Source organism: Nonomuraea sp. NPDC026600 (genome assembly GCF_040638335.1).
Lineage (GTDB): Bacteria > Actinomycetota > Actinomycetes > Streptosporangiales > Streptosporangiaceae > Nonomuraea.
Genome location: NZ_JBEZYD010000008.1, coordinates 30,222 through 47,077, shown reverse-complemented (window position 1 = coordinate 47,077; position 16,856 = coordinate 30,222). Strand labels below are relative to the sequence as shown.

At 69.0% G+C, this 16,856-nt stretch carries 18 protein-coding genes; 6 read left to right on the top strand and 12 right to left on the bottom strand.

Going from position 1 to position 16,856, the window contains the following annotated elements; genetic code table 11:
• Positions 1–96: 96 nt before the first annotated feature.
• Positions 97–1,254 carry a serine hydrolase domain-containing protein gene (locus AB0F17_RS20455; RefSeq protein WP_358025068.1) on the bottom strand — a complete coding sequence of 386 codons (1,158 nt, stop codon included), beginning with the start codon at positions 1,252–1,254 and terminating at the stop codon, positions 97–99.
• 235 nt (positions 1,255–1,489) lie between these two features.
• On the opposite strand from AB0F17_RS20455, the gene AB0F17_RS20450 reads away from it, so the two are divergent.
• On the top strand, positions 1,490–2,215 hold the full coding sequence (locus AB0F17_RS20450) for a MarR family transcriptional regulator (protein ID WP_358025066.1): 726 nt from the start codon (positions 1,490–1,492) through the stop codon (positions 2,213–2,215).
• Between the two features lie 31 nt (positions 2,216–2,246).
• Here AB0F17_RS20450 and AB0F17_RS20445 read toward each other — a convergent pair whose 3' ends face one another.
• Together AB0F17_RS20445 and AB0F17_RS20440 are read right to left on the bottom strand one after the other, a co-directional pair.
• Positions 2,247–2,891 carry a DUF1707 domain-containing protein gene (locus AB0F17_RS20445; RefSeq protein ID WP_358025064.1) on the bottom strand — a complete coding sequence of 215 codons (645 nt, stop codon included), beginning with the start codon at positions 2,889–2,891 and terminating at the stop codon, positions 2,247–2,249.
• 159 nt (positions 2,892–3,050) lie between these two features.
• Entirely contained in the window at positions 3,051–3,641 is a 591-nt protein-coding gene (locus AB0F17_RS20440; protein WP_358025062.1) for a TetR/AcrR family transcriptional regulator, read from the bottom strand.
• A 176-nt stretch (positions 3,642–3,817) separates the two neighbouring features.
• Between AB0F17_RS20440 and AB0F17_RS20435 the strand changes: the two genes are divergently transcribed.
• Together AB0F17_RS20435 and AB0F17_RS20430 are read left to right on the top strand one after the other, a co-directional pair.
• Entirely contained in the window at positions 3,818–4,666 is an 849-nt protein-coding gene (locus AB0F17_RS20435; protein WP_358025060.1) for an LLM class flavin-dependent oxidoreductase, read from the top strand.
• Positions 4,667–4,730: 64 nt separating this feature from the next.
• Complete coding sequence (locus AB0F17_RS20430; RefSeq protein ID WP_358025058.1) at positions 4,731–5,684, top strand: chlorophyllase; 954 nt, start codon at positions 4,731–4,733, stop codon at positions 5,682–5,684.
• A 41-nt stretch (positions 5,685–5,725) separates the two neighbouring features.
• On the opposite strand, the gene AB0F17_RS20425 is transcribed toward AB0F17_RS20430, so the two are convergent.
• The 4 genes from AB0F17_RS20425 to AB0F17_RS20410 all read right to left on the bottom strand — a co-directional run bounded on the left by AB0F17_RS20425 (position 5,726) and on the right by AB0F17_RS20410 (position 8,472).
• The gene (locus AB0F17_RS20425) at positions 5,726–6,109 is read right to left on the bottom strand and encodes a hypothetical protein (RefSeq protein ID WP_358025056.1); all 384 of its coding nucleotides are present in this window, start codon (positions 6,107–6,109) and stop codon (positions 5,726–5,728) included.
• A gap of 138 nt (positions 6,110–6,247) precedes the next feature.
• Positions 6,248–6,640 (bottom strand): tautomerase family protein, encoded by a 393-nt coding sequence (locus AB0F17_RS20420; RefSeq protein ID WP_358025054.1) that lies wholly within the window; start codon positions 6,638–6,640, stop codon positions 6,248–6,250.
• 39 nt (positions 6,641–6,679) lie between these two features.
• Positions 6,680–7,243, bottom strand: a complete 564-nt coding sequence (locus tag AB0F17_RS20415) for a TetR/AcrR family transcriptional regulator (protein ID WP_358025052.1) — start codon at positions 7,241–7,243, stop codon at positions 6,680–6,682.
• A gap of 74 nt (positions 7,244–7,317) precedes the next feature.
• Complete coding sequence (locus AB0F17_RS20410; protein ID WP_358025050.1) at positions 7,318–8,472, bottom strand: FAD-dependent monooxygenase; 1,155 nt, start codon at positions 8,470–8,472, stop codon at positions 7,318–7,320.
• Between the two features lie 180 nt (positions 8,473–8,652).
• Between AB0F17_RS20410 and AB0F17_RS20405 the strand changes: the two genes are divergently transcribed.
• Positions 8,653–9,042, top strand: coding sequence for a nuclear transport factor 2 family protein (locus AB0F17_RS20405; protein ID WP_358025048.1), 390 nt, complete (start codon positions 8,653–8,655; stop codon positions 9,040–9,042).
• On the opposite strand, the gene AB0F17_RS20400 is transcribed toward AB0F17_RS20405, so the two are convergent.
• Both AB0F17_RS20400 and AB0F17_RS20395 read right to left on the bottom strand, forming a co-directional pair.
• Positions 9,032–9,409 (bottom strand): hypothetical protein, encoded by a 378-nt coding sequence (locus AB0F17_RS20400; RefSeq protein WP_358025046.1) that lies wholly within the window; start codon positions 9,407–9,409, stop codon positions 9,032–9,034. The two genes, AB0F17_RS20405 and AB0F17_RS20400, sit on opposite strands and share 11 nt — an antisense overlap.
• On the bottom strand, positions 9,409–9,843 hold the full coding sequence (locus tag AB0F17_RS20395; protein WP_358025044.1) for a hypothetical protein: 435 nt from the start codon (positions 9,841–9,843) through the stop codon (positions 9,409–9,411). Before AB0F17_RS20395 ends, AB0F17_RS20400 begins: the two co-directional genes overlap by 1 nt.
• A gap of 179 nt (positions 9,844–10,022) precedes the next feature.
• Here AB0F17_RS20395 and AB0F17_RS20390 point away from each other — a divergent pair, with 179 nt between their 5' ends.
• Positions 10,023–11,432: a glycosyl hydrolase family 28 protein gene (locus AB0F17_RS20390; protein WP_358025042.1), complete on the top strand. Its 1,410-nt coding sequence runs from the start codon at positions 10,023–10,025 to the stop codon at positions 11,430–11,432.
• A 150-nt stretch (positions 11,433–11,582) separates the two neighbouring features.
• Here the strand turns inward: AB0F17_RS20390 and AB0F17_RS20385 are convergent, their stop codons facing one another.
• Complete coding sequence (locus tag AB0F17_RS20385) at positions 11,583–12,593, bottom strand: helix-turn-helix domain-containing protein (protein WP_358025040.1); 1,011 nt, start codon at positions 12,591–12,593, stop codon at positions 11,583–11,585.
• A 90-nt stretch (positions 12,594–12,683) separates the two neighbouring features.
• Between AB0F17_RS20385 and AB0F17_RS20380 the strand changes: the two genes are divergently transcribed.
• Positions 12,684–16,004 (top strand): S8 family serine peptidase, encoded by a 3,321-nt coding sequence (locus tag AB0F17_RS20380; RefSeq protein ID WP_358025038.1) that lies wholly within the window; start codon positions 12,684–12,686, stop codon positions 16,002–16,004.
• Positions 16,005–16,071: 67 nt separating this feature from the next.
• On the opposite strand, the gene AB0F17_RS20375 is transcribed toward AB0F17_RS20380, so the two are convergent.
• Complete coding sequence (locus AB0F17_RS20375; protein WP_358025036.1) at positions 16,072–16,344, bottom strand: hypothetical protein; 273 nt, start codon at positions 16,342–16,344, stop codon at positions 16,072–16,074.
• A 20-nt stretch (positions 16,345–16,364) separates the two neighbouring features.
• Positions 16,365–16,832 (bottom strand): hypothetical protein, encoded by a 468-nt coding sequence (locus AB0F17_RS20370; protein WP_358025034.1) that lies wholly within the window; start codon positions 16,830–16,832, stop codon positions 16,365–16,367.
• Positions 16,833–16,856: the final 24 nt, after the last annotated feature.

Below are 16,856 nucleotides of genomic sequence, written 5' to 3'. Positions count from 1 at the left end.
CTATTTCGACGCCATGACAAGTCATCGCGTCATCGGTGATGTCACATTGGCGTCATGGCGTAGAGGCGATGGTGGAGGTCCCCGGTAGGCGGCTTGTCAGGACTCAGCCGGGCAGAACTCCGCCGCGAGCACGTCGTTGAAGGCACCGAGGCCGCTCCAGTCGCCGTTGACCTGGCTGACGACCATGTGCTTGCCGTCGCGGGAGCCCATGGCGTACGTCCACGACCCGTACGTGGCGCCGGCGTTGCCCCAGACCGTGACGCCGCACGACAGCTTCTGGGCGAAGACACCGAGGCCGTATGTGGTGCCGGGGATCCAGTTCTGGGTCGTGACCATGGTGAACATCTCCCGCTGCTGGGCAGCCGGCAACAGGCGTCCGCCCAGCAGCGCGCCGAAGAACCGGCCGAGATCCCCGGTGGTCGAGACGATGCCGCCGGCCGCCCAGGCGAAGGACTGGTTCATCTCGGTCGCGTCGTAGATCTTGGGATCGGCGTCCTGGGAGAACAGCGTGGAGTAGTGCACGGGGTGCACCCCGCGGATCTTCGCCTCGCCACCCGGCAGGTACGTCCCGGTCAACCCCAGCGGGCGGAAGATCCGCCGCGAGAGCTCTTCGGCGTACGTCCTGCCGGTCGCCCGTTCGACGATCATGGCGGCCAGGAAGTAGTTGGTGTTGGAGTACGCGAAGCCCCCGCCCGGCTGGAAGTAGGGCGGGTTGGCCAGGCCGATCCGCACCAGTTCCTCGGGGGTGTACGTGTCGTAGCGGTGCTTGAACCACGCGGCACCCACGCCCTTGGCGAAGAAATCCTTGTCGTTGCCGTAGTTGAAGATCCCGCTGGTGTGGTTGAGCAGCCGCCGGATGGTGACCTTCCTGCCGTCGTAGCCGTTGCCCTCGACCAGGCCGGGCAGCCACTTGTCCACCGTGTCGTCCAGGCTCAGCTTGCGTTCGGCCGCCAGTTGCAGGACCACGGCGGCCGTGAACGCCTTGGTGGCGCTGCCGATCCGGAACCGCTCCTGCGACTGGCGCTTGCGGCCGGTCTTGGTGTCGGCCACGCCCGCCGAGCCGAACCACTTCCCGTGACCGTCGCGGACCTCGGCGACGATGCCGGGAGCACCGCTCTTGGCCACGGCATCGTCGAGCGCCCGCTGGACTCCGGCATGGCCGGACGCGGATGCCGCGGGGGCCGCCATGGTGGCCCCCGCCACCGTCACCGCGGTGATGAGCAGCCTTGCCGCGACAGGGAGGGATCTGGTCATGTCGATTCCTTTGCGATAGTACGTGTTCAGCGCACGGCAAAAGCTACTTTGCCTTCACAAAATTGTCAACGTAAATAATGGCTCTATTTCTATTTATGCAGGTGAATGCATCACATCTTGCAATGAGCATGAAGTCGAATGCAACATCTACCCATCAGCTATTGCAATGAGATGCCCGCGAACGCAATACTGTCGAACGCACTGGGGATGACACAGCAACAGGAGGCGACCACCGATGCCGGGAGGCAGACTCACCCATCAGGACCGCCGCCACATCGCCGAGGGGCTGGCCGAAGGACTCACCTACACCGAGATCGCCAGGCGCCTGGAACGGCCGACCTCGACCATCACCCGGGAGGTGACCCGCAATGGTGGCGCCGGCGGCTACCGGCCCGACCAGGCACACCAGGCGACAGAAAGCCGCGCCCGCCGGCGCAGGCCGACCCCGGCCCCGGGGCCACGGGTCGCCGGCGAGACACCCGGGCGAGACCCAGAAGCGGTCCATGAGCTGGAGGAGCAGTTCACCGTATTGATGATCCAGACGGGGCTGCCGCGCATGACCGCCCGGGTGCTCACCTGCCTGTACACCACCGACAGCGGCAGCCTCACGGCCGCCGAACTCGTCCAGCGCCTCCAGGTCAGCCCGGCGTCCATCTCCAAGGCCATCGGCGAACTCGAACAACAGGAGCTGATCCGACGCGAACGCGACCCGCGCCGACGGCGCGACCGGTACATCATCGACCCCGATGTCTGGTTCCGAGCCTGGCTGGTCAGTGCCCGGCAGAACGCCACGCTCGCCGAGTTCGCCCGCAAAGGAGCCGAGGTCCTCGGCGCCACCACACCCGCCGGCACCCGGCTACAGGACGCGGGCCGGTTCTTCGAGCACGTCGGTCGCGACATGATCGAGGCAGCCGAGCGCTGGCGGCAGCTCTTCTCCGGCAGCCGGACGACAGACCGTTAGCACGCCGAAGCGACGCACCGAGTGCGTGGGGTCAGGATTCGGTGGCGATCGCCCTCCTGGCCAGGCCGCGTGCGGACCGGACCTTCACGCGGCCGTAGCCGAGCCTCCCGGTGATCTGGACGTGCAGCGTCCCTGGACGCGGCCGACCCGCCGTCTTGCAGATCACGCTGCCCCATTCGGTCTGCGTCCCGTCGACGTTCGCCGTCGCGCCGGGCGGCAGGACGATCGTGGCGGAGCCGTACGCGAGCTGGAGGTCGATCTCGATCACGGAATGCGCGATGACGGCCCGCGACAGATCGAGGATCACGCCGCCGTACTCGGACTCGATCCGCAGCACGCGCGGGACCTGCCAGTCGCCCGTCCGCCTGACGCGCCCGTTGGCGGTCTTCAGCCGGACCACCTCGTCGGGGGGCTCGGGCAGGTCGGCGACCGCCCGCGCCAGATCGGCCTGGGTCACGGCGGTGAGAGCCGTTTCGAGCCGCTCTTCCATCTCGGCGAAGCCGAGGCGTCCATCGGCGAACGCCCGCTGGACGCGCGCGACGATCGGGTCGCGATCGACGTCGTGGAGCCGGGCCAGGGGGTGGGCCATTGGCTGACCGCTCACTTCTACCCCCGGGTGTCCAGCGGGCGAGCGCGCGACGCGGTGGAGGTGCTCGACGTGCGGCACAGAATCCATGACACAACTATGACGCCATAGTGGCGTCATCGCAAGCCCAAATGGCCTAGTACGACGTCAAGCGGGCCGCCGTTCCACCTCGCGACGCACATCGGGACGAATATTCGGAACATCGTTCCTAATGTTCGTCAAGAGCCGCGTTCTCGATACGCGTGGCGGCTAGCGCGGCCGGCACAGGCCCGCGACGAGGAGTTCGACCAGCCGACGCGCGTCGTAGCGGGGATCGTTGTCCGCGCCGATGCAGAGGTTCCCGACGCCGCGCATGAGTTCGTAGGCATCGATGTCGGAGCGGATCTCGCCGGCGACGGCTGCGGCGTCGAGCAGTTGGGCGCACACGGGCACGAGCCGGTCGAGGAAGTAGGCGTGCAACGTGTCGAAGCCGGCGCTGTCGGACTGCAGCACGGCGGCGAGCCCGTGCTTGGTGACCAGGAAGTCGACGAAGAGGTTGATCCATCGCCCCAGCGCGGCGTGCGGAGTCGCGCCGCTCGCCAGCAGGGCCGGACCGGCCTCGGCGCAGGCTTCGACCTGGTGCCGGTAGACGGCGATGATGAGATCCGCTCGCGTCGGGAAGTGGCGGTAGATCGTGGCCAGCCCGACCCCCGCCCTCGTCGCGATGTCGCGCACCGGCGCTTCGACGCCCGAGGTCACGAAGACCGCTGCGGCGGCGTCGAGCAGCGTCCTCTCGTTACGCCGGGCGTCGGCCCGCTTGCGCGGGGCCCCGCCCCCTGCGCTCCCGTCGCTGTCGTTCACCGCGCCGTTCCCTCCGTTTCCGAGCTTGCCAAACGGAACAACGTTCCTTATCGTAATCGGAACAAGGTTCCTCTTGCCCATGATGCCAGAGCAGGGGCAGAGCACCAAGCCACGCTTCCCCGTGTTAAAAGGACGAATACCCCATGCCGCAAACACCCCGAACTCGCTTCGGGATCATGACTGCCCCATCACAGGTCGACTACCAGGACATTCTGCGGGTCTGGCGCGAGGCCGACACGATCCCGGAGATCGAGCACGCATGGCTGTTCGATCACCTCATGCCGATCTTCGGCGACCCGAGCGGACCGACCCACGAAGGCTGGACCATGCTCTCGGCCCTCGCCCCACAGACCCGGCGACTGCGTATCGGCGTGCTCGTGACCAGCAACCGCTTCCGGCCGCCCGCGATGCTGGCCAAGATCGCCGCGACCGTCGACATCGTCTCCGGCGGACGGCTCGACTTCGGCATCGGCGTCGGCTCACGGCCCGGCCACCCTCTGGCCCGGCGCGAGTACGAAGCACACGGCCTGCCCTTCCACGACACCGCCCACGCCGTGGGAAGCCTCGCCGAAGCATGCACCGTGATCCGGCGGTTGTGGACCGAGACCGAACCGTTCGACTTCCACGGCACCTACGTCCAGGTCACCAGAGCGTTCGGCAACCCCAAACCCGTCCAGCGCCCCCATCCGCCGATCATCATCGGCGGGCGCTCGGCCTCGACCCTGCGCGTAGTCGCCGAGCACGCCGACCTCTGGAACATCCCCGGCGGCGACATCGACGACGTCATCCGCCGCAGCGCACTGCTGGACCGCTACTGCACCGAGATCGGCCGGGATCCCGCCTCGATCACCCGCTCGATCCACCTGCCGGTCTCCTATGACCAGCCCGGCAGCACCCGGGACGCGATCGGCGAAGCGATCGACGCCGGCTTCCGGCACATCGTCCTCGGACTTCCGGCGCCCTACCCCGCCAACGTCGCACGGTGGGTCACCGACGAGCTCATCACCACGTCGGCCCAGCGATGACGACAGCGGCCCCGCACCGCGTCGACCACATCAACCGCAAAGTAGCTGGAAGGAAGACCTTTTCATGAGCAAATCAGACCTGGCGCCGAGTGCGCCCACTCCAGTCGTCTCGGTGAAGCCGGTAGTGCTGTCAGCCCCAGGACGCGATGAGGATCTGCAAGTGCGCGTGTCCGCGCCCGCGATTGGGCACGAACTGCCGATCATCGTCTTCTCGCACGGCTTTGGCTGGTCGTTGGATGGCTATGCCCCGTTGGTCGACTTCTGGGCTGCCCACGGCTTCGTGGTCATCCAACCCACCCATCTCGACTCCAGGACGCTGAGCCTGCCTCCTGACGATCCGCGTACACCACTGATCTGGCGTTTCCGAGTCGAGGACATGAAACGCGTCCTCGACCAGCTTGATCTCCTTGAAGGCTCCGTTCCCGGCCTCAGCGGGCGCCTCGATCGAAGCCGCATCGCCGCAGCCGGACACTCCTGGGGCGGCCAGACGGCGAGCATGCTGCTGGGCGCGCGAGTCCTCGATCCCGAGGGCGGAACGGGAGAGGACCTGTCCGACTCGCGGATCAAAGCAGGTGTGCTGCTCGCCACTCCTGGCCAGGGCGGAGCTGACCTGACGCCGTTCGCAGCCGAGCATCTCCCCTTCATGAACCCGAGCTTCGCGGACATGACCACGCCGGCCCTGGTGATAGCTGGGGATCGGGACCAGTCCGCCCTGTCCGTTCGGGGGCCGGACTGGTTTACCGACCCGTACTTCTTGAGCCCAGGTGGCAAGTACCTGCTTACGCTTTTCGCGGCAGAACACTCGCTCGGCGGAATCCCCGGGTACAACGTCACGGAAACGACGGATGAGAGCCCCGAACGAGTCGCCCTGATCCAGCGGCTGACGTGGGCTTACCTTCGCCATGCTTTCTATCCTGAAGACCCCGGCTGGCTCGCGGCGCGCTCCGCGTTGACGGAAGGGCCTGATCCGCTGGGCAGGTTGAGTGCGACTGAAGCCCTGACGGCCACATCGACCTGACAGCCGCGACAGTTCCGCGCACGGCCACCGGCCTTGAGGGTTCACTGCGCCAGTTCCCGCTTGCGGCGCAGCAGGGCGGCACGCCGGGCATGGGCCCGCACCGCGAGCACGGCGGCCGCGGCGATGAGAACGGCCCCGACCACGGCTGCTGGGAGCAGACCGGATCCGCGCTGGGCGGCGAGGGTCGTGGTGAGGGCGGTCGTGGTGATCGAAGCGGCCAGGGCGAGCCAGGCGGCGATCACCCGGTCCAAGGCGAACAGCGCGGCCCGCCGCGTGATCGCCCAGCTTCCGTATCCGGCCCACGCCAGGCAGAACAGCGTGAACAGGGCGAAGGCGAGCTGGGTGCGGCCCGGCAACGGACCAGGTTCGGTCGCCCAGAGCAGGACGACGAAGACGGCCCCGGCCAGCCCTGCCAGCAGGGCCACGACGCCACGAAGGCGCCGCCACGGGGACAGAGCCCCCGACAGCCGCTCGATCGTCGGTCATCTCGTTCTCCTGTCGCCCGTCACCAAGCACAGTCGGTGAGCGAGGCCGCCAGGTTCACGCCGGGGGCGGCTGGATCGTCAGCCGGTCTCCGCGTACTGTGCCACGCCGTTGCCGAATGACCAGTCGAGCGGCTCGTTCTCGGTGATCGTGACGAAGACGTTCCGCGGCTCGGTGCCCGCGTACTCCTCGGCGAGCTCGGCGATCCTGCGGTAGAGAGCCTGCTTCTGACCCGCGGTGCGTCCGGAGCGCATGGTGATGGCGACGAACACGATGTCGTCGTCCCGGTGTACGCCGAGGTAGTGGCCGTCGTAGCGGAACACGCGCTGCGTGCCGTCGTGGCTGGTGAGCACCTGGAACAGGTCGTCTTTCGGGATGCCGATGGCGTCGACCAGGGCGTCGTGCACGGCCCGGCCCAGTGCCTCCAACCGCTTCTCGTCTGCACGGAGCGCGTCGATGCGTACAAAGGGCATCGTTTCGTCCTTTCCCTCGGGGTAGAAGAACCGGTCAGCTCAGCGGGCGTGTCCGGCGAGCAGGCCAAGCGCGCCGTCAACAGCCTGTGCGTAAACCTCCGCGTCGCCGGCGGCGCGGGCCAGCACGTATCCCCCCTGCAGTACCGCGACGAGCGCGGTGGCGGTGGCCGCCGGGTCGAGCACGGTGTCGAGCTCGCCGTCCGTCCGCGCTTCGGCGAGAACCCCGGCCAGCCGGGTGCGCAGCCAGGCGAAGGTCTCCTCGACCGGACGGCGCAACGTGGGATCGGCCATCACGTCCCGGTCCTGGGTGAGACGGCCGACCGGGCAGCCCCGGAGAGCCTCCCGCTCCCGGCGCAGGTAAGCGGTGATCCGCTCGACCGGAGCTCCGGGGCCGGAGAACTCCGCCTCCGCGCGATCGCGCAGTTCCTCGGCGCTGCGGGTGATCGCGGCCAGCGCCAGGTCGGGTTTGCCGCGGAAGTGGTGGTACATGCTGCCCTGGCCCGCCCCGGCTCGCTGCTGGATCGCCTTGGGCGAGGTGCCCACGTATCCGTACTCCCACAGCAGCGCGCGGGTGCTCTCGATCAGCCGTTCCCTGGTGTCCACACCGCTGACCGTACATACTAGTAGGTACAGAATGCAAACCCCGACTCGCGATCAGGTCATCCGTTTCAAGCGCCCTACGAGCGCGGCGACGAGAGCCGCCCGGCCACCTGGTCGATCCGGTAGTACAACCACGGCGGGAGGTGCGGGAGCAGCCGGGAATGCCGCTGACCGAGCAGCGCGACCATTTGCGCCGGTGGCAGGTCGATGTAGCGCGGGAGGTTCTCGTACCACCGGGCGCTGTGGCGGGCCGCTTTCTGAGTGCCGCGGATCGCGGCCTTGCGTTCCCGCTCGTAGCGGGCGAGGGCGGGCTGGAGGGGCATGCCCATGTGCAGCGCGCCGACCAGGAAGGAGGCGTCCCCCAGCGCGAGGGCGGTGCCCGTGCCGATGGAGTAGTGCGTGGTGTGCGCGGCGTCCCCGAGCAGGACGAGGTTGTCGTGGTACCACTTCCGGTTGGTCAGGGTGCGGAAGTTCAGCCAGTGCGCGCTGCCGTCGGTGTGCGCCCGGCCGATCAGCGGGTGCCCGTCCAGCATGTCGGCGAAGAGCTTCTCCAGGAGGGCCAGGCCGTCGGCCTCGTTCGCCTCGTGGAGCCCGAGCCCCCTCCAGGTCTCGGGGGAGCACTCGATGACGCAAGTGCTGTGCTGCTTGCCGAATCCGTAGCCGTAGCACCAGATCCAGCCGTGCGCGGTCTCCACGAAGGCGAAGGTGAAGTGGTCGAAGAGCTTCGTGGTGCCGAGCCAGGTATAGAAGTTACGCCCGACCGCGATCTCGGGGCCGAAGTGGTCGGCGTGGCGCTTGCGCAGCACACTGTTGACACCGTCGCCGGCGACGACGAGGTCGGCATCGGCCAGCTCGCCCTCGTCGGTGATCTCACGCTCGAACTCGACGCGCGCGCCGAGGGAGCGGGCCCGCTCGGTGAGGATGCCGAGCAGCTCGTGCCGGCCGATGCCGAAGCCCTCGTCACCGTTCTCCACCGTCACCGTCGCGCGGTCGCCGACGTGGGCGACCCAGCTGTCCCAGCGGACCGAGCCCTCCCTGATGGCACGCGCGGACTCGGGGTCGGCATCGTGAAGGTCGTGGAGCAGTTCGTCCCAGTAGGTCACGCCCCAGCCGTACGTCGATCCGGCCGGATTCCGCTCGTAGACGGTGATGTCATGGGACGGGTCCACCAGCTTCATCAGGATCGAGAAGTACAGGCTGGCGGGTCCGCCGCCGACGCAGGCGACTTTCACACGAGCTCCTATTGGTGACAGAAGGTAATCAATACGTAGCATAGAGTAGCAGACGTGTGTACGGCGGGGCGGTCTGCTCCTGCTCGGCCGCCGGTCACGAGATGCCCAATTATCTGATTTGACCCTGTCACCGGCGTCAACGTTTACCCTCGGTCCCCGACCACCGACGAACGGACGCACATGAGCACGGACCGCGCCACGCTCCTCGAGCACGACCAGAGCTTCTTCGACGCCTTGGTGGCCAACGACCTCGACCGCCTGAAGGAGTTGCTGGCGGACGACTTCATCCTGGTGGGGGTCGAGGACGGGGCGGTCGCCGACAAGGGGATCGTCCTCGACCTGGTGGCGTCCGGGTCCCTGCAGTTTCCGCGGATCGCCTCATTCCCGGACGAGGCGATTGTCCGGGTCATCGGGAAGGTGGGCATCGTCGTTGGACGTACCGGGATGAACTTCACGAACCCCGACGGCACCACGTTCAGCGCCGGGAGCCGCTACACCCACGTGTACGTCGCCGACTCCCCCGGCTCCTGGCGCCTCACCTCCGCCCAGGGCACCACGATCAAGGCTTGACCGGGATGAACAGCGCCTCGAACGGCGGGGCGCCGACGCCGGCCGTGACGTGTCCCACCCCCGTCGTGTCGGCGGCCAGCACCAGGTCGCCGGGGCCGAAGCGGCGGCGGGTGCCGTCGGTGACCGCCACCTCGATCGTCCCGCGCAGCATCACCACCCACTGCTCCCGCGGCGCCGTGTGCGGGGCGCTGTCGAACTCGGCGCTCCGCAGGAAGAGCACACCGCCCGTCGACGGCACACCGCCCACCGCCATGGCCGGCACTCCATCGGCGACCGTCTGGCCGGCGAGCACGATCTCACCGTCCTCGAACGCCGACCCGCCGTCGTCGGTGCGAGTGATCCTGGTGAAACGTACGCTCTCCTCCATCAACTCGCCTCGATGAACTGGTGGTCGGTACGGATCCTGCCGTCGCCGTCCAAGGCCAGGACGTCCAGGCCCCCGCCGACGGCCTCGGCGCCGCGGGCCGACACCATCGACCACCGGACCCCGACCACGTTGGGCAGCAGGAGGAACGCGTCCCCGCGAGCCTGGAAGACGTACTCGCCCGGTGCGACGAACATCTCGTAGGCACGGGCCACCCGGGCGTCCAGGGCGTCAAGGCCACGGACCTCCAGGGGCGGCACGGGAAACGCGAGCCGCTCGGCGGCTTCGCGGATCTCCTGGGGCGGGTCGACCAGGACCTGGATCCCGTCGTGCGCCCATAGCTCGCGGATGAGCGCGCTTCGAGCCGCCGGATCGGGCTCGTTCCACTGGGCGACATATCGGTCGGCCAGCACTTTCACATCAAGCTCGTTGCTCATGCGCAGCAGTGTGCTGCCCCGGCCTGCGGCTTGGCGATTCCCCGCAGGGAATCGCGCGGCCAACGAGCGTCGAAGGCGCCCACCACCCAGCACGAATTAACTTCGTCAAGATTTGAATTCCGAGAGACTCGCATTTACGCTCCAGAGATCCGATGTCTCCGCACCCCCCGGTGGTGACCATGCCCTCTCGACGATCTCTACTGAAGGCCGGTGGAGTTCTCGCCGCCGCCACGCTGGCCCCCGGAACCGCGGGAACCGCGTCGGCGCAGGCCGAGGACCGATCAGGCGATCCATGGCGCAAGGTGCCGGACATCCTGCGTAAGATCCGACCTCCTCGCTTCCCTCGCCGACGGTGGGAGGTCACCGCCTTCGGCGCCGTAGGTGACGGCACGACCGACTGCACGGCCGCGTTCAAGGCGGCGATCGACGAGTGCCATCGCGAGGGCGGCGGCCGGGTGGTGGTCCCGCCGGGCCGCTTCCTCGCCGGTGCCGTCCACCTGCTCAGCAACGTCGACCTGCACGTGTCCGAGGGCGGCGTGATCGCCTTCAGCACCGATCCGAACGCGTACCTGCCGGTCGTCCGCACCCGGTGGGAGGGTACGGAGTGCTACAACTACAGCCCCTTCATCTACGCCCACGGCCAGCGGAACATCGCGGTCACGGGCAAAGGCACGCTCGACGGCCAGGCCAGGCAGGGCCCGTGGGAGAGCTGGTACGCCAACGGCGGCCCCCAGGGCGCCGACCAGCGCGCGCTGCGCAAGATGGGCGACGACGGCGTACCGGTCGAGCAGCGCGTGTTCGGGGCGGGCCACTACCTGCGCCCCTCCATGGTCCAGTTCGTGAAATGTCAGAACATCCTGGTCAGCGATCTCACGATCCTCGAGCCTGCCATGTGGACCGTGAACCCGGTCCTGTCCACGAACGTCACCGTGCGCGGCATCACCGTCGTCAGCACGCTGTACAACACCGACGGCTGCGACCCCGAGGCGTCGTCGTACGTACACATCCACGGCTGCCGGTTCAACACCAACGACGACTGCGTGGCGGTCAAGTCGGGACGTGACGCCGACGGCCGCAGGGTGGGCGTGCCCAGCGAGAACATCGTCGTCCAGGACTGCTTCTTCTCCGGCCGCTGGGGCGGCATCACGGTCGGCAGCGAGATGTCGGGCGGCGTCCGCGATGTCTTCGCCGAGCGGTGCGTGATCAACTCGCCGGACTTCCCCGGCAACTACCCGGTGAAGTATCCCGTCTACATCAAGGCCAGCAAGAAACGCGGCGCCTTCGTCGAAGGCGTCTACGTACGCGGCTTCACCGGCCAGAACGTGGACCGCGAGGTGATGTTCGTCAACATGGCCTATGCGAGCAACGAGCAGGGCACGGAGCCGGTGTCCGTACGTGACATCCGCATGGAGCGGACCAGGCTCGACGGCGCCGACGCCGTGCTCAACCTCGTCGGCCTGGAGAGCGACCACCTGGCCGGGGTGCGCTTGGAGCACTGCGTGTTCACGAACGTCACCGGCCCGAACACGATCACGTTCACCGACGACCTGACCCTGCGGAAGGTGTTGGTGAACGGCGTGGAGCAATAAAGCTGAGGCGGCCCCGCTCCCCAGATCGCGGGGCCGCACGGGAAAGTGGCCACCGCTTCAGGCGGCAGCGCGTCCTACTCGGCCTTCGGAGTCTCCCCCGTCCACGCCGAATCGTAGCGGTTCGACTACTGAGAGTTTCTCTGTTTCGGCCTATACGAGGCCGCGGCGGCTGGCCTGGGCGCCCGCCTGGAAGCGGGTCTCGGCGTTCAACTGGTCCAGGAGGTGACGCAGGCGGCGGCGGAGGCTGCGCGGGCTGGTACCGAGCTGGCGGGCGATGGCGTCGTCCTTGAGCCCGGCCGCGAGCAGCGTAAGGAGCCGCCGATCCTCAGGGCTGAGCTCCGCCAGGTCCAGCTCCTCGTCGGCGGGCTCCGGGGCCGAGGTCGGCTCCTGCCATAACTCGGGGCGCACCGGCAGCGCCTCCCGCCACAGGCGCTCGAACAGCTCCACCAGGGCCACCACCATGGTGGACCCGCTGATCAGCACGCCGCGCGTCAGCGGCGGGTCCATGTGCAGCGGCATGACCGCGCGCCACCGGTCGACGATCGCCATCTTGAACGGCAGCCGGGGCAGGACCCGCGCCTCCTCGCCCGCCTTGATCAGGCTGCCCACCTCGTCGAGCGCCCCCGCGTGATCGAAGGCCTCCGGCACGTAGATGGTCCGGTAGCGGACGCCGCTGCGCAGCAGGCCGGTCTGCAGCGGGTTGTGATAGTCCAGCACGTACGGGGGCCGGTCGAAGGTCAGCACCTCCTCCTTGGCCTCCTGCTGCAGCCGGACGTACCACCGGGCCTGCTCCTCAGGGCCGGCCAGGACCTCGAACTGCCCGCCCTCCTCCGGGTCCTGGCCGACGGTGCGGAACGCGGCCTCCAGTTCGTCGGCCGTGTCGGTGAGCCGGTCCAGCTCGCTCTGCAGGCCGCGCACCAGAGAGCGGATCGAGGTGCCCGGGTTCGTCACCGTCCAGCGGGGCGAGCGCCCCCACAGGCGGCTGACGAGGCCCTTGGCACGGAGCCTGCTCAGCGAGGTCTGGATGCGGGCCGCGCTCTCCCCGCTCCTCATGACGAGCTCCTGCACCGTGATGCCAGGGCTGGCCAGCACCCCGCGGTAGACCCGCTCGTCGAACGCGCTGACTCCCACGACCTCCAGCGCCCGGCCGTCCTCAAGCATGCCTACGATCGTGGCCACTTCCGGCAGTTGCCGCAATAGGCCACACCAATCACCTTGTCAACAAAAGTAACAAACAACTAGAAAGCGGAGGTGCTTCAGAGAACCGCCCTCCTGGGCGTCGCGATAACGGCCCTGTTAGCGGCCACCACTCCGGCCCAGGCAGCACCCACTCCCGCTCCGTCGGCCCAGTCCTCCACCCCCACAGAACAGCCCAAGACCATCACCCTCATCACCGGGGACAAGGTCACCCTCCGCCCGCTCCCCGACAAGCAGACCCAGCTCGACGTCCAGGCCGCCCCCGGCAGGGAGAAGATCACCTTCGTGCACCGCCGGGCCGCGGACGGGCTCAGCATCGTCCCCGTCGACGCGATGCCCCTGCTGGCCGCGGGCCGGCTGGACCCCCGGCTGTTCAACGTCACCCGGCTCGCCGCCCTCGGCTACGACGACGACGCCAGTTCGGCGCTCCCGCTGATCGTGACGTACCCCGGCCAGACCGCCGCCGCCACGCTGCGCGTCGCGGGCGGGCGCCCGCTGCCCGCGATCAACGGGATCGCCCAGAGCGAGCCCCGCGCCGCCGCCGGCACGCTCTGGAAGTCCCTGACCGGGCAGGCCAGGGCGGCGGCCGCGCCCGCGAAGATCTGGCTGGACGGCAAGGCCAAGCTGTCCCTCGACGTCAGCGTCCCGCACATCGGCGCCCCCACGGCCTGGGCGGCCGGCCAGACCGGCAAGGACGTCACGGTCGCGGTGATCGACACCGGCTACGACCCCGGCCATCCCGACCTCCAGGGCCTGGTCGCCAAGGCCCAGAACTTCACCTCCGAGCCCGACGTCCGCGACCTCAACGGCCACGGCACCCACGTCGCGTCGACGATCGCCGGATCCGGCGCCGCCTCGGGCGGCCGGTACAAGGGCGTCGCCCCCGGCGCCCGGCTGCTGATCGGCAAGGTCTGCCTGCAGAGCGGGGACTGCCCGGACTCGGGCATCATCGAGGCCATGACCTGGGCGGCGGAGAACGGCGCCCGCGTCGCCAACCTCAGTCTCGGGGAGGCCGACACCCCCGGCGACGACCCGGTGGAGCAGGCCGTCAACAGCCTGTCGGAGAAGTACGGCACGCTGTTCGTGATCGCGTCGGGCAACGACGGCCCGCAGACGGTCGGCTCGCCGAGCACCGCGGACCGCGCGCTGTCGGTCGGCGCCTCCTTCCGCGACAAGGACACGGTCGCGCAGTTCAGCAGCACGGGCCCGCGCGCGAGTGACGGCGCGGTCAAGCCCGACCTGATCGCGCCCGGCGTGAACATCGTCGCCGCGAGAGCCGCGGGCACCTCCGCCGGCTCCCCGGTCGACGACTCCTACACGACGCTGAGCGGCACGTCCATGGCGACACCGCACGTGGCCGGAGCGGCCGCGATCGTCGCCGGGCAGCACCCCGACTGGAAGGCCGGCCAGATCAAGGCCGCGCTGATGGCCTCCACCGCACCCGGCGACGAGCTGGGCGCCTACGTCCAGGGCTCCGGCCGGGTGGACGTCGCCCGCGCCGTCACCCAGCAGATCACGGCCGAGCCCGCCGCGCTGAGCATGGGAGACGTCGAGCTGCCCAGCCCGGCTCCCAAGGAGCAGACGCTCACCTACCGCAACGACGGCGCCGCCGCCGTCCGGCTGGACCTGAGCGTGATCGCCAAGGACGGCGCGGGCGCGACGGTGACGCCGTTCAAGCTCGGCGCCGCCACGCTGGAGGTGCCCGCGCACGGCACCGCCCAGGTCAAGGTGACCGCCCAGCCGGGTCCGGCCGGACTGTTCAGCGGCACGGTCATCGCCAGGAACGCCGACGTCTCCGTACGCACCGGCATCGGCATGCGGGTCGTGCCGGAGAAGCGCGGGCTCAAGCTGCGCTTCACCGGCACGGACGGGCAGCCCGCCCAGGCCGCCTTCGCCGGGCTGATCGACCTCGACACCAAGGAGCAGCGCAACTACGACATCTCCGGCGGCGCGCTGGACCTCAAGCTGGACAAGGGCCACCGCTTCACCGTCGTCAGCCTCATGGCCGACCATGACGGCACTCTGGTGATGGCCTCCGATCCGGAGTTCACCCTCGACGCCGACCGTACCGTCACCGCCGACGCCCGCAAGGCCAAGGCAGTGGACGTACGTACGGAGGAGCCGACCGCGCGGCTGGCCGTCGGCATGCTCGGCATGCTCCAGCTCGTCGACGGCCGGCAGCCGTTCGGCGTGGACGTGGACCTGGCCGGCATGTGGGGCGCGGATCGTATCGAGGGCATCAAGGCCATCCCGACGACGCGTACGGCGAGCAAGAAGTTCGCGTTCTACCGCTGGACCCAGTGGGCCAAGCCGAAGGCCGACGGGAGCTACGACGACAGCCCGTACTTCTACCACCTGATGAAGGCCGAGCCGCGCATCCCCGCCGACCCCGGCTACCGCCCGCGCCGCCGCGACCTCGCCGAGGTCACCTCCACCTATGCCACGCAGAACGACGTCAAGTTCGGCGAGCACTTCGCCCTGCCCGTGCTGTACGGGACGGAGCTGGCCTGGATGCCGTACGGCCAGGTGTCGCGATTCGCGCTCCCGTTCCACCGGACGGAGTACTACACCCCCGGCGACACCGGCTGGTACCCGTCCTTCATCCAGTACCGGACGCCGCCGGACGGCTGGAACGACACCGACCAGTTCTTCTTCGGTGACACCACCGTCTACCGCGCCGGCCAGAAGACCGACGACCGGTGGAACACCGGCGTCTTCGCGGCCTCGCTCAACCCCCGCGGCGACTACAACTGGCGGGAGGAGAACCTGCTGCAGTTCGCGGCCGGGCTGTTCGAGGACGGCACGCCCGACCGCATCTCCTACGGCGAGTACGTCGCCCCGCAGGCCAGGCTCTACCGGGACGGCAAGGAGATCTACGCCACCGACTACCTGCCCGGCACGATCGACGTGCCCGCGGAGAAGAAGGAGAGCGAGTACCGGTTCACCATGACGGCCGACCGCGTGCCGGCCCAGACCAAGGTGTCCACCCGGGTCAGCGCCGAGTGGCGGTTCAGGTCGAAGACCCCCGAGCCGGGCCGGCGGCAGGTGCTGCCGCTGCTGACCGTCAAGATCGATCCGGAGCTGGACGACCGCAACCGGGCCGCAGCGGGCCATATGCGCATCCCGCTGCGCGTTCAGCGTCAGGACGGCTCGCCCGCGCTGAAGCTGCGGACGCTCACCGTGGAGATCTCCTACGACGACGGCCGTACCTGGCTGCCCACGCTGGTGCACCCGTCGGCCCAGGACGCCTGGTCCGCCGAGACCTGGCACCCGGTCAGCGCGCGCGGCAAGTTCGCCTCGCTGCGCGTCAAGGCCACCGACACCGGCGGCAACGGCTTCGCCGAGACCGTCATCAGGGCATACCAGGTCAAGTGACCACCGGGACGCCCCGCCGCGCTTGACCAGGCGCGGCGGGGCGCTTCGGGCGCGGGCCTTACGCGTGTCAGGGTGGCGCCTGGAACCAGACCTTGATCGTGTTGTACACCGCGCCGGAGATGGGGTCGTCCGGCAGGTAGATGCGCAGTTGGCCGCGGCCGCCCAGGTTGCCGAACTCGTCGGAGACCGCGCGCATGTGGCCTTCATCCGTGACCACGATCGCCGAATCGAAGGCGATCACGACGTGGCCGGTGGAACGGGCGACGCCCAGGGGATGTCCGCCGTCTCCGATATGGCAGTTGCCCAGCAGGATGACGTCATTCGCCTTCAGCATCGGCATGTGCAGAAGGAGAGCCCCCATCAGCGTTGCGTCCAGGTCCCGGTCGCCGATCGCGTTGCCTCTTTTCGAGCCGTGCCCGTCCACGTAGAAGGCGCCGTCAATACCTGCACGGCCAGCACCTTCAGCCTGACCCCGGAACTGAACAGCGCGTGGGCGGGCTTGCCCGACAGGTCTCCCACGTCGGCGTACTCGCTCGCCCTGATCGTCAGCCGGACGCTGTCGGGCAGGTCGCCCAGCTTCGCGGGGTCGTCGACGCCTTCGAGCATCCCGTGGAAGACGACCTCGTCGCCGGGCCGGACGGCGCTCGGCAACCAGTCCTTGGGGACGCGGGCGGAGACGTGGCCCGACGTGGTCGGCCTGGCGGCGAGCTCGGCGTCCGCCCTGTCGAGGGTCGTCTCGGCCCAGGCTACGAGCGCGCGGTCGTCACCGCGCCCGACGGCCAGTTCGTTCACCTGGCGCAGGTTGACGCCTTCGAGGAGGTGTGGCAAGGCCGGCACCTGGTTGCCGGGCGG

What these genes read in the sequence shown, in the direction of transcription:
- AB0F17_RS20455 (WP_358025068.1), bottom strand. Translation starts at nt 1,254, where the DNA reads ATGACCAGATCCCTCCCTGTCGCGGCAAGGCTGCTCATCACCGCGGTG.
- AB0F17_RS20450 (WP_358025066.1), top strand. Translation starts at nt 1,490, where the DNA reads ATGCCGGGAGGCAGACTCACCCATCAGGACCGCCGCCACATCGCCGAG.
- AB0F17_RS20445 (WP_358025064.1), bottom strand. Translation starts at nt 2,891, where the DNA reads ATGGATTCTGTGCCGCACGTCGAGCACCTCCACCGCGTCGCGCGCTCG.
- AB0F17_RS20435 (WP_358025060.1), top strand. Translation starts at nt 3,818, where the DNA reads ATGACTGCCCCATCACAGGTCGACTACCAGGACATTCTGCGGGTCTGG.
- AB0F17_RS20430 (WP_358025058.1), top strand. Translation starts at nt 4,731, where the DNA reads ATGAGCAAATCAGACCTGGCGCCGAGTGCGCCCACTCCAGTCGTCTCG.
- AB0F17_RS20420 (WP_358025054.1), bottom strand. Translation starts at nt 6,640, where the DNA reads ATGCCCTTTGTACGCATCGACGCGCTCCGTGCAGACGAGAAGCGGTTG.
- AB0F17_RS20405 (WP_358025048.1), top strand. Translation starts at nt 8,653, where the DNA reads ATGAGCACGGACCGCGCCACGCTCCTCGAGCACGACCAGAGCTTCTTC.
- AB0F17_RS20400 (WP_358025046.1), bottom strand. Translation starts at nt 9,409, where the DNA reads ATGGAGGAGAGCGTACGTTTCACCAGGATCACTCGCACCGACGACGGC.
- AB0F17_RS20395 (WP_358025044.1), bottom strand. Translation starts at nt 9,843, where the DNA reads ATGAGCAACGAGCTTGATGTGAAAGTGCTGGCCGACCGATATGTCGCC.
- AB0F17_RS20390 (WP_358025042.1), top strand. Translation starts at nt 10,023, where the DNA reads ATGCCCTCTCGACGATCTCTACTGAAGGCCGGTGGAGTTCTCGCCGCC.
- AB0F17_RS20385 (WP_358025040.1), bottom strand. Translation starts at nt 12,593, where the DNA reads ATGCTTGAGGACGGCCGGGCGCTGGAGGTCGTGGGAGTCAGCGCGTTC.
- AB0F17_RS20375 (WP_358025036.1), bottom strand. Translation starts at nt 16,344, where the DNA reads ATGCCGATGCTGAAGGCGAATGACGTCATCCTGCTGGGCAACTGCCAT.